This window comes from Paenibacillus sp. OAE614 (assembly GCF_040546645.1).
Taxonomy (GTDB): Bacteria; Bacillota; Bacilli; order Paenibacillales; family Paenibacillaceae; genus Paenibacillus_AQ; species Paenibacillus_AQ favisporus.
Window position 1 is genome coordinate 980,201 of sequence record NZ_JBEPOD010000001.1, and the last position, 13,961, is coordinate 994,161.

The 13,961-nt window shown below is 54.7% G+C and carries 15 protein-coding genes; 8 read left to right on the plus strand and 7 right to left on the minus strand.

The window, feature by feature from the left end:
* The first annotated feature begins 38 nt into the window (after positions 1–38).
* A complete protein-coding gene (locus ABIE48_RS04975; protein WP_076170406.1) occupies positions 39–1,109 on the plus strand; it encodes a bifunctional 3-deoxy-7-phosphoheptulonate synthase/chorismate mutase in 1,071 nt (356 codons plus the stop codon).
* Positions 1,110–1,317: 208 nt separating this feature from the next.
* Here the strand turns inward: ABIE48_RS04975 and ABIE48_RS04980 are convergent, their stop codons facing one another.
* Entirely contained in the window at positions 1,318–2,163 is an 846-nt protein-coding gene (locus tag ABIE48_RS04980) for a LysR family transcriptional regulator (RefSeq protein ID WP_192715166.1), read from the minus strand.
* Positions 2,164–2,282: 119 nt separating this feature from the next.
* On the opposite strand from ABIE48_RS04980, the gene ABIE48_RS04985 reads away from it, so the two are divergent.
* Positions 2,283–3,404, plus strand: coding sequence for a Gfo/Idh/MocA family protein (locus tag ABIE48_RS04985; protein ID WP_192715165.1), 1,122 nt, complete (start codon positions 2,283–2,285; stop codon positions 3,402–3,404).
* A 137-nt stretch (positions 3,405–3,541) separates the two neighbouring features.
* On the opposite strand, the gene ABIE48_RS04990 is transcribed toward ABIE48_RS04985, so the two are convergent.
* Positions 3,542–4,087 (minus strand): MerR family transcriptional regulator, encoded by a 546-nt coding sequence (locus ABIE48_RS04990; protein ID WP_145947044.1) that lies wholly within the window; start codon positions 4,085–4,087, stop codon positions 3,542–3,544.
* A gap of 191 nt (positions 4,088–4,278) precedes the next feature.
* Here ABIE48_RS04990 and ABIE48_RS04995 point away from each other — a divergent pair, with 191 nt between their 5' ends.
* Entirely contained in the window at positions 4,279–5,415 is a 1,137-nt protein-coding gene (locus ABIE48_RS04995; RefSeq protein WP_192715164.1) for an NADH-dependent flavin oxidoreductase, read from the plus strand.
* A gap of 88 nt (positions 5,416–5,503) precedes the next feature.
* Here the strand turns inward: ABIE48_RS04995 and ABIE48_RS05000 are convergent, their stop codons facing one another.
* Both ABIE48_RS05000 and ABIE48_RS05005 read right to left on the minus strand, forming a co-directional pair.
* On the minus strand, positions 5,504–6,361 hold the full coding sequence (locus ABIE48_RS05000; protein ID WP_313958098.1) for a DMT family transporter: 858 nt from the start codon (positions 6,359–6,361) through the stop codon (positions 5,504–5,506).
* A 22-nt stretch (positions 6,362–6,383) separates the two neighbouring features.
* Positions 6,384–7,346, minus strand: coding sequence for a metallophosphoesterase family protein (locus ABIE48_RS05005; RefSeq protein ID WP_192715163.1), 963 nt, complete (start codon positions 7,344–7,346; stop codon positions 6,384–6,386).
* Positions 7,347–7,595: 249 nt separating this feature from the next.
* Here ABIE48_RS05005 and ABIE48_RS05010 point away from each other — a divergent pair, with 249 nt between their 5' ends.
* Positions 7,596–8,375, plus strand: coding sequence for a DeoR/GlpR family DNA-binding transcription regulator (locus tag ABIE48_RS05010; RefSeq protein WP_145025158.1), 780 nt, complete (start codon positions 7,596–7,598; stop codon positions 8,373–8,375).
* A 7-nt stretch (positions 8,376–8,382) separates the two neighbouring features.
* Here the strand turns inward: ABIE48_RS05010 and ABIE48_RS05015 are convergent, their stop codons facing one another.
* Positions 8,383–9,390, minus strand: coding sequence for a glycerophosphodiester phosphodiesterase family protein (locus tag ABIE48_RS05015; RefSeq protein WP_145947047.1), 1,008 nt, complete (start codon positions 9,388–9,390; stop codon positions 8,383–8,385).
* Entirely contained in the window at positions 9,387–9,968 is a 582-nt protein-coding gene (locus ABIE48_RS05020) for a TetR/AcrR family transcriptional regulator (protein ID WP_354518423.1), read from the minus strand. The genes ABIE48_RS05015 and ABIE48_RS05020 overlap by 4 nt, the downstream gene beginning before the upstream one ends.
* A gap of 224 nt (positions 9,969–10,192) precedes the next feature.
* Here ABIE48_RS05020 and ABIE48_RS05025 point away from each other — a divergent pair, with 224 nt between their 5' ends.
* Entirely contained in the window at positions 10,193–10,546 is a 354-nt protein-coding gene (locus ABIE48_RS05025) for a DUF2512 family protein (RefSeq protein WP_076170396.1), read from the plus strand.
* An 89-nt stretch (positions 10,547–10,635) separates the two neighbouring features.
* On the opposite strand, the gene ABIE48_RS05030 is transcribed toward ABIE48_RS05025, so the two are convergent.
* On the minus strand, positions 10,636–10,848 hold the full coding sequence (locus tag ABIE48_RS05030; protein ID WP_105441705.1) for a hypothetical protein: 213 nt from the start codon (positions 10,846–10,848) through the stop codon (positions 10,636–10,638).
* A gap of 249 nt (positions 10,849–11,097) precedes the next feature.
* Between ABIE48_RS05030 and ABIE48_RS05035 the strand changes: the two genes are divergently transcribed.
* From ABIE48_RS05035 to ABIE48_RS05045, 3 genes are read left to right on the plus strand one after another with little or no spacing between them, the layout of a single operon-like run.
* Positions 11,098–13,233, plus strand: coding sequence for a BglG family transcription antiterminator (locus tag ABIE48_RS05035; RefSeq protein ID WP_354518425.1), 2,136 nt, complete (start codon positions 11,098–11,100; stop codon positions 13,231–13,233).
* Between the two features lie 24 nt (positions 13,234–13,257).
* The gene (locus ABIE48_RS05040) at positions 13,258–13,701 is read left to right on the plus strand and encodes a PTS sugar transporter subunit IIA (RefSeq protein ID WP_192715161.1); all 444 of its coding nucleotides are present in this window, start codon (positions 13,258–13,260) and stop codon (positions 13,699–13,701) included.
* The gene (locus tag ABIE48_RS05045; RefSeq protein WP_116232338.1) at positions 13,698–13,961 is read left to right on the plus strand and encodes a PTS sugar transporter subunit IIB; all 264 of its coding nucleotides are present in this window, start codon (positions 13,698–13,700) and stop codon (positions 13,959–13,961) included. Before ABIE48_RS05040 ends, ABIE48_RS05045 begins: the two co-directional genes overlap by 4 nt.

Consider the following 13,961-nt stretch of genomic DNA (forward strand, 5'->3'; position numbering starts at 1 on the left):
TTTTATATTTTTTAACACTAGGTGAGGAGAGATGAGAGATGAGTCAAGGGCGCTTGGAAGAACTGCGCAATCAATTGGATGAGGTGAATCTTCAGCTGCTGTCGCTGCTGTCCGAACGGGCACGGATCGCACAGGAGCTTGGTGTAGAGAAGGAAAAACAGGGCGTGCCGAAGTTTGATCCGGTCCGTGAAAAGGAAATGCTCGAGAAGCTCGTGGCCAGCAACGAAGGACCGTTCGACCATGAGACGGTTCGGCATCTGTTCAAGCAGATTTTTCAAGCGACGCTGACACTGCAGCAGGTCGATCATAAGAAGCACCTGCTCGTCAGCCGCAAGAAAAAGGCGGAGGATACCGTCATTCAGCTGGGCGATGTAACGATCGGCGGCGGCAAGCCGGTCATGATCGCAGGGCCATGCTCGGTTGAGAGCTATGAGCAGGTCCGCACCGTAGCGGCCGCTTTGAAGGAAGCGGGCATCACGGTGATGCGCGGCGGCGCCTTCAAGCCGAGAACCTCGCCTTATGATTTCCAGGGGCTTGGCATCGAAGGCCTGAAAATTCTGAAGGAAGTGGCTAGCGAATTCGGGCTGAAGACGATCAGCGAAATCGTGGATCCGGCTCATATCGAGCTGGCATGCGATTACATCGACGTCATCCAGATCGGGGCGAGAAACATGCAGAACTTCGAGCTGCTGAAGGCGGCGGGCGACGTCCGGACGCCGATACTGCTCAAGCGCGGGCTGGCAGCGACCATCGACGAATTCGTGCACGCGGCTGAGTACATTTTATCCCGGGGCAACACGCAGATCATGCTGATTGAGCGGGGCATCCGCACGTACGAAAAAGCGACGCGCAACACGCTCGACATTTCGGCCGTACCGATTCTGAAGCAGGAAACGCATCTGCCGGTACTGGTCGACGTGACCCATTCCACCGGCCGCAAAGACATCATGGCTCCTTGTGCTAAAGCGGCTCTGGCTGCCGGCGCGGACGGCGTGATGGTCGAGGTGCATCCGGATCCGGCTACGGCGTTGTCCGACGCGGCCCAGCAGTTCAACATTCCGCAGTTCCAGGAATTCTACAACCAAGTTAAAGGTTCGGGACTGCTGTAAGCACCGGATTCCATTATTACTTTGCCTGAATAAATGACGTTAGCAAGGCACAACAAAAGCCGGGTCTCCTCTAGAGCTGCATGAGAGGGGACCCGGTTTTTTAGATGCCTTATCATTAGATATAAGAAAGGACAGGCCTCGGAGACTCGGCACTCGTATATCGCATGAAGGCTGCCGCTGAATGCAGTCTGTACCGATAGGCATTTCTTTATAAAAAATGGCTTGTTTCCACAAAACTTTTTTCCAGGGGGGACATCTCATATCCCGTGCGGGTCACCAAATATTTGTCTACATAGCGGAACGGTTCGGGCAGCTGGGCAAACGCCGAAAATCCGTGCTGCATCACGATGTTTTTGGAAATCAAGGAGATGCCCATCCCAAGAGAGGTCAGCTGAAGGAGGGTGTCCAGAATCCCCACTTCGGTGCTTTCTCCTTTTTCCAGGCCAAGCTCGGCGTAAAGCCGCTCCAGAATCGCAGCGTACAGGCAGTCCCGGGTCAAAATGATCCAGTTCTCCCCGTGGAGGGCGCATTCCAGGCTTTGTCCGCCGGCGAACTTTTTGCCGATGAGCACCATCTCCTCCGTACCCAGTTTTTTGTAACTCAGCTGCGGCGAGTCGGTCCTGCCGATCGTAAAGGCCAAATCGATGTTTCCTTGGAGCAATTCGTGCTCCATCGACTGCGTCGTCCCGGTCTTTAGCGTGACGGACAGATCGGCGTGATTTTCATATAAACGGGTCAGTGCATCGGTGAGCTCTTTGCCAAAGACGGACTGCATGGTGCCGATCCGCAGCTTCATCTCCCTATAGCTCATATCCAGCTCGGTTTCTTCCCATAAAACAAGCATTTTTTTATATTGGCGGTAGAGCTTCCGCCCCTCCGACGACAGCTCCATGCCTTTGGCACTCCGGATGAAAAGCTGCTGTCCGTAATGGGCTTCGATTTTTTTGATCTTGGCCGTCATGTTGGACTGGAGATGGTTCAGCTTGACGGCTGCGGCCGACAGGCTTTTAAGCTCGGCAACGCTGACAAAGGCTTTCATATTATCGATATCCATATCGACCTCCAGGGTATCAAAAATGATGATGACTCTATTGATAACATGCATTATTCATGATATCTCAATCCCAGTATACTGGAACTGTAAAGAATCATAAAGGCAGGAGGAGAAGAGAAATGGAGATAAAGGGCTCTGAAAAAATACGCACCGGGATCATTGGAGGGTCGTTAAACAATCAGTGGGCCAGCAAAACACACATTCCGGCTTTGACGCGAAGCGCAAGCCATGAAATTACAGCCATTGCCACCTCGAATATGACTAGCGCCCGGGAAAGCGCGGCCAAGCTGGGTGTCGCCCAGGCTTTCGACGACTACCGCGAATTAGTGCGGTCCGGGAATGTGGATCTGGTGGTCGTCAGCGTCAAGGTTCCCCATCATTATGAAATGATCAAGGAGGCCATCGCCGCGGGGAAACATGTGTACAGCGAATGGCCCCTTACCGTCACGCCAGAAGAGGCGGAGGAATTGGCGGAGCTTGCTTCGGAACAGGGGATTCATCATGCCGTTGGCCTCCAGGCGAGACAGTCGCCTGCGCTGATGGATGCGAAAAACCGCATCACTCGCGGAGACATCGGCCGGGTGTTATCCGCCAGCATGTCGGTGTCTACGCCGGGCAAGGGAGGGTTTACGGAACGGAACAACATTTATCTGCTTCAGGAGAAGTATGGAGCGACCCTGCTGGCGATTAACGGGGGACACTCGCTCGACGCGTTTGGATTTGTGCTGGGAGATCTGAAAGAAGTCTACGCAACCATGAACAGCAATTATTCGGAGGCCAAGGTACTGGGAACCGGGGAGACGGTACCCAAAGATACAGCCGACCAGATTATGGTTCATGGCACGCTCGAGAACGGCGCGTCGGTATCAATCCATATTCAAGGCGGAACCTATCCGAAATTTGAATTGGAGATTCAAGGAGAGAAAGGGGTCATCCGCATTTCCCAGCCCCAGTCGCAAGGGCATGTTCAGTTTGGTGGACTGGTGGTCGAGCAGGCGCTGTACCCGTCAGGACATATTGAGGGTTACGGAGATCAGGAGACGTTCCAAAAGGTGTACGACGAGACCGAAGAACCTTCAGTCATCGTGAATCACGTGATGAAGGCACATCAGGTCATGGCAGAGGATATTCGTCTAGGGACGTTTCAGGCCCCTGATTTTTACGAAGCCGCCCGCCTGCACCGGCTGTTAGAAACGATTCGGCAGTCTGCCTTAAACGGCAAACGGCTAAGCGTAAACTAATCGGAACAAGCATGGCGGTGTGGTAGGACTGAGGCCGAAAAAACGGCGGCAGCGAGGACAGAAAAAAGGTCCTGGGCTGCTGCCTTTTTTTTGAACCAATCGTGTTTGCGGCACTTCATGAAGCAGCGCTGCTTGTCTCATCGGATTCGGCGGTTTGCCCGTTTTCGCAGCTGTGGAAAATAGCTCATCTCCTCGACGGAAACGGGCTTTGCTTCTATTTGCTTAAGGTCTGCTAAGTCATCTTCTAAACTGTCTTCTAAACTGTCTTTTAATCGGTCTTCCAAACCGCCGTCCGGGTTTTGGTCCAAATATTCCCCGCTGGGAGGCCCATCTTCTAGTCTAACGTCAATGAAATCAACGAGCTGCTGAAGTGAGGAGATTTGCTCGACGATCTGTTCACGTTGGCTTTTTAAAGTCTGGGTCAGCTCAATATATTCGGCGGGATCAGGGTTACCGGATGCCTTCAGGAACGGCCTCATGGCCTCCAGGGAAATCCCCGTTTTTTTCAGGCAGGATATTAATTTGATCGTATGGATATCCTTCCGGCGGTAGACGCGATGCCCGTTATCCTTTCTGTCCGGCGGAGGGAGCAGCTTTATCTTTTCATAATAACGGATCGTGTCCTCGGAAAGTCCAGTCAGCTCCGCGGTTTGCTTGATCGTGAACGTTTGCTCGGTCATCATCCTGCACCTCCTGTAATGGAAACTTAAGTGCATTATATATCTTGGAGCCGACTCCAAGTCAAACGGGGTCAGCTTACTTTTTATTCATACAACGGCTCCTCGTAAGGTGCCTTGACTTCGATTCGACTCCAACTTTTACAATGGGCTCTACCAGGGGGACCTATCCCTGACATATGAAGGAGGAGACGCACATGAACCCTAAATATCAGCCTATAATGGAGCCTTATCGTTTCAAAAATGGCGTCGAAGTCAAGAACCGTGTCGTTCTTGCGCCCATGACAATTTCTTATTTCCGGCAAGACGGTACGATAACGGATGATGTCATCGCGTATTATGAAAGCCGTTCGAACGGTGTTGGAATGGCGGTCACGGGAAGCGCGATCGTCACATCGAGCGGCAAAGTATTCGGAGGAGAAATCGCAGCGGACCATGACGATCGGATCCCAAGCTTGCAGCGCCTGGCTGCAGCCATGAAGAGACGCGGGGCCAAAGCCATTCTGCAAATCTTTCATGGGGGACGCGAAGGTTTGCCGGAGGCGGTACCCAACGGTGAGATTGTAAGTGCGAGCGCGATTGCAAAGGAGGGGCAGAGCTTGATCCCCCGGGCGCTTGAAGAGCAGGAAATATTAGAGATCATCCGTGCGTTCGGCGCCAGCACCCGGAGGGCGATCGAGGCTGGTTTCGACGGGGTGGAGATTCACGGGGCCAACCGGTTTTTGATCCAACAATTTTTTTCGCCATACACCAACCGGCGTGATGATCGTTGGGGAGGAAATCTAGACAAGCGTATGGCGTTTCCGCTTGCTGTAGTGGATGAAGTGAACAGAGCAGTGGCTGAACATGCAAAACGGCCGTTTCTCGTAGGATACCGGTTTTCGCCGGAAGAAGAAATGACGCCTGGCATTACGATGGCGGATACACTAAGACTGGTGGATGCCCTCGCTAATAAAAACCTGGATTATTTGCATGTTTCTTTAATGGACTTCTGGTCTAAGCCTAGACGTGGAGTAGAGGACAATCGCTCCAGGATGGAGATGATTAATGAGCTCGCCGGGCAAAGAGTTCCCGTGATCGGTGTAGGATCGATCCGCACACCTGATGAGGCGCTTAGAGCGCTGCAATCGGGAGTCCCGCTTATAGCACTGGGACGTGAGCTGATTATCGACCCGGATTGGGTTGAAAAGGTAACGCAAGGCAGGGAAAGCGAAATCCGAACCGAGATCACGTTACACGATCAAGAAAAACTGGGGATTGCTGATCCGTTATGGCACAAAATCGTCAATACGCCAGGATGGTTCCCGATCGCGGGCCAGGGTGTAACCGGCTAAAACGGGATTATGGTTTAGCGAAAAAGCGCGCCCTAGGCGCGCTTTTTTACATTCATATTGGAACAAATCGCCCGTTAGCGCCAACTGTTCAGCCCAGCATGCCGATCAGAACAATGCCGCCAAAAATAACGACGGAGCACAGCATCCGCCGCAATCCCTGCTGCTCCTTCAGAAGCAGGACGCCGAGGAAAGTGGCGAAGATGGTGCCGATCTCCCTTAGCGGGCTGATATGGGCCATCGGCGCTTGAGACATGGCGAACAGGAACAGCAGATAAGAGCCCGGGTTTAAAACCGTCCCAAGCAGCAGCGTAGTTTTGTTGGCCTTCCACTCCTCGACAATTTTTCCGGAGGCGATCACGGCCGGAGTCAGACCGAGCACAAATCCGATGTTGGTCACCTCCAGCAGCGCGATCGGAGAGACATGCTCCAGATTCAGCTTGTCGACGAAGACGTAGCAGGTGGTACACAGCCCGACGCACAAAGCCATCAGCACGGGCTTCAAGCCTTGGGCCTGCTGCCCGCCGCTGCGGCTGTTGGAGCCGATGCCGCTCAGCACGGCGAATCCGCCGAGCATGCAGAGGATGCCGAGCCAGCCGAAGACGGACAGCGATTCGTTCAGAAAAAGGACGCCGATCACAGGGACGAGCAGCGTGCTGGTGCCCCGCATGATCGGATAGATTTGCGACAGGTCGCCCAGCTCATAGGTTTTCGACAAGAGCCAGGAATAGACGGCCTGAAGCAGCATCGAAAGCAGCAGCAGGCCGTAGGAAACGGCGTTCATCGGATTTTTCCAGAGCTCGGTGATCAGCACCGGCAGCAGCAGAATGGTCGCGACCATCATGATAGACCACAGAAAGACGCTTTTGCTGCGGCTCCGCTTGGTGAACATGCTCCACACGGCATGGGCCATGCCGGAAGCAATAACAAGGACAATCGGTAATAACAAAATGAGTCAGCCCCTTGGTTGTTTAGTTGGTTCCTTGGGTATCGGGTTCATGAATCGGCTGTTCCAGAGCGGCGGACCCGTCCTCCAGCCGGAGCCAGGTATCGAAGTCCTTCTCGCCAAGGGACAGGCGGATGACGCGGGCACCCCGCATAAATCCTTCTTTGCCGTATGTATTGCAGCCGGTGGCCCGCCCGTAACTCAGGCGGATACCGTGCAGCGTTCCGCTGTAATCGTTGATATGATCGTGTCCGCAGAACGTGCCGATGACGTCGCCCATTTCGACCAGTGCTGCAAACAGTCCGGAGTTAACCGGAGGGCTGCAGACCCGTTCGTATTTATGTCCATAGCAGACTTGGGTGTCCCATACTTCCTGGTATTCAGGAATCGGGATATGGAAGAATGCCAGCGCAGGCAGCTTCTCCGCCTGCCCGCTCGGGTTCAGCCTGGCGGATTCAGCGGCGAGCCAGTTGGTTTGGTCCCGCTGGATCCAGTTGTACCCCGGGACCTGCTCGAGGCTGGAATAATCCCCGGAATCAAGGAAATACAGGTTGGCGGCCGGACGCCCCTCCGCGTCAATCAGCTCCAGCGTGTAATTGCCCGACCCGCTCAAGTCTGCTGGACCGGGCTCTGTTACCGTGTGCCGGTGCTCCAGCACAGTCTGCATCAGTTCGTCCCGGCTGATCCGGTTTTCCGTATCATGATTGCCGAAGACGACCGCCCACGGGATGCCGCGTTCTTCCATGGCAGCGACCGCATCCCGGAAGGCTTCCTGGGGATGCTCGCATTCTTTTTTTCCCGGGGACACGGGTCCGGTATAAATGACGTCTCCGGTGATAACGACCAAATCCGGTTTCTCTGCATCCATGACCCGTTCCATGATCTCACGTGTGCGCTGGTCCTCAGGTCTGCCGTCCATCCAATGCAAATCGGTAAACTGTACAATCGTAAAGGTGCCGTCCTTTCGAAAAGACAAGCTCTTGCTCATCTCACGTGTCCCCCTCGTCATTTTACGTTCATTTAACAAACCACATATATGAATGTTGTATTATGTGTATTTATGTGGTTTTAGTTGATTTTAGTCCTGGACAAGGTTGCTGTCAATTCATTTTTTTCGAGGTTTGACATTCCTCTCCATCGCCAACTACACTTAATAGAAACAACAACAAAACACATGTAAGCGATGAAAACCACATGTGTCCAATACTAAGCTTTTGGTATAAAGGAGGGTTTCGATATGTCCTTAACCTATGAGGAACGGCGGGAGACCATTCTCAGCCAATTGGGGATGGAAGGGAAAGTCCGCGTGCACGTGCTGGCGGAGATGTTTGGCGTTTCGACAGAAACGATCCGCAGGGACCTCGACCGCCTGGAGAAGGAAGGCAAGCTTCGGAAAGTTTACGGCGGCGCGGTCCGGGTCCGTTCCGGCTTCACGGAGCCGACGTTTACGAACCGTTCCCTGATGCACCGCAGCGAAAAGCAGGAGATCGGCAAACTGGCGGCCTCACTGATTGAAGACGGGGAGACAGTGCTGCTGGACAACGGCACCACGACGCTGGAAATTATGCGGAATGTGATGGAGCGCTCCCAGGTCACGGTCATCACCAACTCCGTGCCGATATTGAACCTTGCCCTCGAGGGGTTTCGGGGGAAAATCGTGTTCGCTGGCGGCGAGATCAATCAGGAGCATCAGGCGGCTACGGGGATGATCAGCCATGAGCTGCTCGATCGCTTCAAAGTGAATAAGGCGTTTATTTCGGCAGGGGGCATATCGCTGACCGATGGGATCACCGATTATCATCTGGAAGAAGCGCTGCTGTCCCGCAAAATGATCGAGCGTACGGAAGAGGCTATTCTCGTCGCGGACCATTCCAAGTTCGGGGTCACCACCTTCGCCCAGATCGCACCGCTTACGCAGATCTCGATGGTCGTCACCGATGCGGGCTGCTCCAGGGAATGGATCGACGCCCTGAAGCAGCTGGATATTGAAATCATTTCGGGAGAGGCCCGGCTTTAAGAGGAATCTAAGTGGCGGGTTCCTCCGCGGAACTGCCTTTAAATAAAGGGGCGATCCGGTCGATGCGGTTCGTCCAGATGCCGCCGCTGTAATGGGCCGGCAGCCGCTTTATGTCTTCGGGGCTGTCAAAGCCGGATGAGAAATCGCTGCCGTCGCCGCCGACGACGATGACCCGCGTGTCAGCCTTGTCCATCCGGTTCAGGAAGCGGTTTGGCCATCCCCACAGGAGCGGGGCGATTTTCTCGGGAATATGCAGCTCCGTATGCTTGCAGGCTGAAGGCATGTACCCCGTCCATCCCGCGGCCAGATACGGAATCAGGCAGCGCTTCATCGTGGCGATGGACATGACGCGGGCTTCGGGAAGCTTTGCTTTGAGAGCCGCAACCGGCTCATCTCCGCCATAGAAGGCGAGCTGCTTCAGCCGCTGTTCGGGCAGCGCCGACATCGCATCCGCCAGCCGGGTGCCTTCCTTCGGATCACTGCTTTTCATATGAATCAGAAAAGACCGGTCCGGAAATTGCTTCAGCACCTCATCCAGCGTCGGCATAAGCCCGACGCCTTTTCCACGGAACGGATACGTTTGTCCGCCGTCGGCGGTATAACCGTAGCCGATATCAACCTTTTTCAGCTCGGCCATCGTGTAATCCGTCGTCATGCCTTTCACATTGGTGCGGCAGTCCAGCGTCCAGTCATGGAACACGGCGATCTGATCGTCCTTCGTCAGCTTGATATCGAGTTCCACCATATCGGCACCGGCCTGAAATGCGGCTTCCATGGACGGAAGCGTATTTTCCAGATAGGGGTGCTCGGGGGGATAAATTCGTTCCGCGGTACAGGTGTCGTTCGTGATTCCCTCCATCGTGAAGGTTTGGGCCAATCCGCGATGGGCGAGCAGAAAAGGGGAACCATCCCGGGGCTTGGCCAGCAGGGAGGTGTTATTCAGATAAATAAAAACAAGCAATAGTGCCAAAATCATAAAGGTTTTGCTTTGTACGATCCGCTTCAGCCGTTTCATCTTCCGATTCCCTCCCACACGGCATCCAGCTGCCGTTCAATCGATCCGTATATCCCGTCTTCATTCATCTTGGAGGACAGCGTTATCAGCGTTTGGAAGAACAGTCCAACCACCACTCCTGCGCTTAGCTCGGGGTCTGACAGCCGCTGCTGCGGGTCTTGTTCTCCGGCATCCACCATCACCCGGCGCAGTGCATTTTTGAAATTCGAAATGTTGGTTGATTCGCTGCCTGATACGATTTCAGCTTTGATCGTTTCCATCAAGGTCAGCCGCAGAAGCTCCTCATGCTGCATATAAATGTGCAGCAGGTCGCGCAGGATTCGCAAAACGCGCTGCTTCAAGGGACCATCCTGATGACGCGCAACGATGTCGTCCATCAGGCCGGCGTACGAATCGGCTACATACAGGAGCACATGCTCTTTTTTGGGGAAATAGTTAAAAAAGGTTCCTTTCGCGATTCCGCACGCGGCGGCAATCTCCTCCACGGTGACGTTGTCGTAGCCCTTTTCCTTAAACATTTGAATGGCATTGCGGGTAATGTTTTCCCGGGTGCTCTTCTTCTTCTGGTCTCTCAGCAAACCGTTCACCTCAATATAAAAAATGACCATGGTCATAAATGACTGTGGTCATTATATGGCATAAACCGGCTTGTGCGCAAGTCCATGTGCATATAAACAGACCTTTTGGCACATGGTAATAAAAATGAACGATTTTCTGCAAGGCAGTTGATAGTTTTAAAGCACCCGAACCTGTTTATAACTTACATGAAAAACATTCCAAATGAGGAAAGGAGGTCAGGGATATGGGGAAATTTGCCGTTAAATTGGTGGCTCATTTGGTTGTGATCACGGCGATGCTGTTGGTACTCTCTACGGCAACGATCTGGGGGGCATTGGCCACGGCGCTGGCGATCGGCGTCATTTCCTATTTGGTCGGCGACCTGCTGATTCTCCGCGCTTCCCAGAATAATATCGTTTCCACGCTGTGCGATGCTGTTCTGGTTTTTCTCATGCTTTGGGCGGTGCGTGCATCGAATCTGTGGTCCTTGTCTTATACGGATATGCTGGTTATCACCATCGTGGCGGGGATTTTCGAATACTTCTACCACATGTGGCTGCTGAGCGATGACCGTTCGGCCAGAAGACAGCGGGCCTAATGCCGCCTTTCAGCTTATCTTTGGTTTAAAATGAATAGATGAAACGATGAAACCATAAGACCCTCTGCCAACAGGCAGAGGGTCTTCTTTTAGCGGTTCTGCTTCAGCTCGGCAAGACCGACCAGGAACATGAGGACGCCGATAAGAAGCGGGGAGAGCAGGGTGCAGTACAGAAGCGTCTCGTATTCGCCGGTCAAGTTCATATTGTAAAAAAATATATTCCTGAAGAAGAAGTAACCCATCGGCGCACTGAAAAAAATGAACACAAACGATAATGCGAACCATGCCGTCGACCTTTTCACAGTTGTATCATCCCTTCCTGGTATCTATTCTCCTTTTTACCATCCTTTACATAGATTGTCATCCGAAATATCCACATCATCTTGGACGGATCCGTGTGATAGCCGATAAATACAGTGCTGGAAATCGATAGTATTCATTTTTGCACAAACCGGACTTCCAGGAATTGAACTGTCATTCGCAGCAGGGCCATAGGTATAATCGAGTCACAAGGAACGACATATTTCGTCAATGACAGGAGGGATGCCGGAATGCTTGATGAACGCAGTACCGAAATACTGAAACTGCTGGTGCAGACGGACGATTACGTGACGCTGGATGAACTGACGCAGAGGCTCGGCATCTCCCGAAGAACTGTGTATTACGATATGAACAAAATCAATGACTGGCTGGAGACTTTGGAGCTGCCCCCTGTCGAGTACGTGCGCACGGCCGGTTATTCTCTGCCGGAGGCCAGCCGCCGGGCGATCCCGGACACGGCAGGGGCAGAGAGTTCTGCGGCCCAGCAGTATTATTTGTCCCAGCGAGAGCGGCTTGCCTGGATCGCGATCCGGCTGCTCACGGCAAAGAGTCCCGTCTTTATCCACCGACTAACCGAGTTGCTCCAAGTCAGCCGGGGGACGGTGCTGAAGGATTTGAATGCGGTCCGCGCGCAGCTGGAGACGGCCGGCCTCGAGGTGGTGTATGACCGGAAGCGGGGCTACGAAGTGCACGGCGAAGAGGCGAGGATCAGGAGAGAGCTGACCCGCTGCTGCGATCAGCTTGCCGGCAGCGTCAGCTGGGAGCAGGCGGTCAGCCGTACGGGCTACTGGGGAGAGCAGGATCCGCTGCGGGACATCATGCCGGAGAATACGGACGAAGGCATCCGGCGTCAGATCTACCGGCTGATCGCAGCCAGCGAGCGGATGCTGAACGTGGAGCTCACCGACGAGATGCTCTTTCATTTGACCACCCGATTTTTGCTGTTTATCCGCCGGATCCAGTCCGGCCGGGTGATCCGCGTGGATGAGGACGAGCGGGAAGTGCTTCGGCAGACGCCCGAATATGACGCGGCTTCCCGAATTGCGGACGGCCTTGGCCGCTTGTTCGGCAGTTCGGTGCCGGAAGAAGAAAACGCTTACCTTACGATGCATCTGCTTGGGGCAAGGGCGAACCGGATGGAGCAGCTGACAGGCTCGGATGAAATTATCGGACGCCTGCGGGACGCGGCCCGGGAGATGACGGATGCGTTCCAGCGCAGCGCCTGCGTCTGGCTTGGCGGCCGGGAAGCCGTGGAGGAGGACTTGCTGGTTCACCTGAAGCCGGCGTATTACCGGATCATATACGGTTTGGAGCTGGTCAATCCTCTTCTGGAGGACATCCGCAGTAAATACGGCGATTTATTTGAGCTCACCCGGCGCTCGGCATATGCCTTCGAGGAGCTGGTCGGCCGGAAGCTGAGCGACGTCGAGATCAGCTATCTGGCCATGCATTTCGGCGGGTGGCTGCGCCGGGAGGAAATGGAGCCGGCGGCCCGGCGGAGGGCGGCGATCGTCTGCGTGAACGGGATCTCGGCATCGAGAATGCTGAAGGCCCAGCTGGAGGGGCTTTTCTCCACTCTGGACATTATCGCGATGCTTTCCCTGCGGGAATACGAGCAGTTCCAGGAGCGGGTCGATTTAATTTTCTCAACAGTCCCGCTGCCGGACAGCAAAGTGCCCGTTTATGTCGTCCATTCGATCCTCAGCGACAAGGACAAAGAGAATCTGCTCGGCAGGGTGAACAAGGCGGGCGGCAGAGGCCAAAGGACACAGGCGAGCTCATTGCAGGCACTGCTCGATATCGTCCGTAAGCACGCCGACGTGACCGACGAAGCGGGCCTCGCCGACGAGCTCGGCCGCTACCTGTCCGGCGGCCGGAGCAAAGTATGGCTGGGCGAGCGGCCCAAGCCTTCTCTGGCCGAACTGCTGCCCGCGCCGATGATCCGCCTGCAGCAGGAGAGTACTAGCTGGCGTGAAGCGATCCGGGAAGCAGCCCAGCCGCTGCTGGCGGAAGAATACATCGACGAAGGCTACATCGACGCCATGATCGGCAAAGTGGAGTCCCTCGGCCCATACATTGTGGTCGCGCCCGGAATCGCCATCGCGCACGGCCGGCCAGAGGATGGCGTGAAGCGGCTGGGGATGAGCCTTCTGCAATTAGAGCGGCCCGTGGCTTTTTCCGGGGAAGCGCGCCACCAGGTGAAGGTCGTTCTGGTGCTGGCGGCCATCGACGGAGAGTCGCATCTAAAGGCATTGTCCGAGCTGACGGGCATGCTGAAGGACGCAGCCGGCCTGAACCGGCTGAAGGAGGCGCATACGAAGGAGCAGATACTGAAACAGATCGGGACGGCTTCAAGTTCCGGCTAAACTATCCGAACGGGAGAGATGAACATGAAATTTCTTGAACCTCCGCTCATTGCGCTGGATGCGGAAGCGGCATCCGCCGAGGAGGCAATCCGGCTGGCAGGTGCGCTGCTGACGGAGGCGGGTGCTGCGGAAGCACGTTACGCCGACGCAATGGTGGATTCCTACCGGGAGAGGGGCCCGTATTTCGTCCTTGCCCCGAGTATTGCCCTGCCGCACGCCCGGGCGCAGGACGGCGTGATTGAGGCCGCGGTGTCTTTTGTCCGGCTGAAGGAACCGGTCATCTTCGGCCACAGCGCCAACGATCCGGTGCAGCTGGTATTCGCCCTTGGCGGGTCCGACAGCGGCGAGCATATCGCCCTGCTGCGCCAGCTGACGACGCTGCTGAGCAGTCCGGCGCATCTGGAACAGTTCAAACAGGCGGCCGATGTGGAAGCTATCCAACAAATCATTAGGGGGAATGAGCAATGAAAGTATTATGCGTATGCGGTTTGGGACAAGGAACGAGTCTGATCCTGCGGATGAACGTGGAAAATGTGCTGAGTGCGATGGGCGTCAGCGCCGACGTGGAGCATACGGATGTCTCCACGGCTTCGGGTACGGCGGCCGACTATATTATCACTAGCCATGAGCTGGCGCAAAGCCTGGAGGGCCATTCCGCCCGGATCATCGTCGTCAATAACTACTTCGACAATGACGAAATCAAGCAAAAGCTGGAGGAAGCCTTGTAA

Bases quoted from the DNA above. Each gene is read 5' to 3' on its own strand.
- ABIE48_RS05045 (WP_116232338.1), top strand. From the start codon at position 13,698: ATGAAAGTATTATGCGTATGCGGTTTGGGACAAGGAACGAGTCTGATC.
- ABIE48_RS04985 (WP_192715165.1), top strand. From the start codon at position 2,283: ATGGAGATAAAGGGCTCTGAAAAAATACGCACCGGGATCATTGGAGGG.
- ABIE48_RS05025 (WP_076170396.1), top strand. From the start codon at position 10,193: ATGGGGAAATTTGCCGTTAAATTGGTGGCTCATTTGGTTGTGATCACG.
- ABIE48_RS05010 (WP_145025158.1), top strand. From the start codon at position 7,596: ATGTCCTTAACCTATGAGGAACGGCGGGAGACCATTCTCAGCCAATTG.
- ABIE48_RS04995 (WP_192715164.1), top strand. From the start codon at position 4,279: ATGAACCCTAAATATCAGCCTATAATGGAGCCTTATCGTTTCAAAAAT.
- ABIE48_RS05015 (WP_145947047.1), bottom strand. From the start codon at position 9,390: ATGAAACGGCTGAAGCGGATCGTACAAAGCAAAACCTTTATGATTTTG.
- ABIE48_RS04990 (WP_145947044.1), bottom strand. From the start codon at position 4,087: ATGATGACCGAGCAAACGTTCACGATCAAGCAAACCGCGGAGCTGACT.
- ABIE48_RS04980 (WP_192715166.1), bottom strand. From the start codon at position 2,163: ATGGATATCGATAATATGAAAGCCTTTGTCAGCGTTGCCGAGCTTAAA.
- ABIE48_RS04975 (WP_076170406.1), top strand. From the start codon at position 39: ATGAGTCAAGGGCGCTTGGAAGAACTGCGCAATCAATTGGATGAGGTG.
- ABIE48_RS05035 (WP_354518425.1), top strand. From the start codon at position 11,098: ATGCTTGATGAACGCAGTACCGAAATACTGAAACTGCTGGTGCAGACG.
- ABIE48_RS05005 (WP_192715163.1), bottom strand. From the start codon at position 7,346: ATGAGCAAGAGCTTGTCTTTTCGAAAGGACGGCACCTTTACGATTGTA.
- ABIE48_RS05040 (WP_192715161.1), top strand. From the start codon at position 13,258: ATGAAATTTCTTGAACCTCCGCTCATTGCGCTGGATGCGGAAGCGGCA.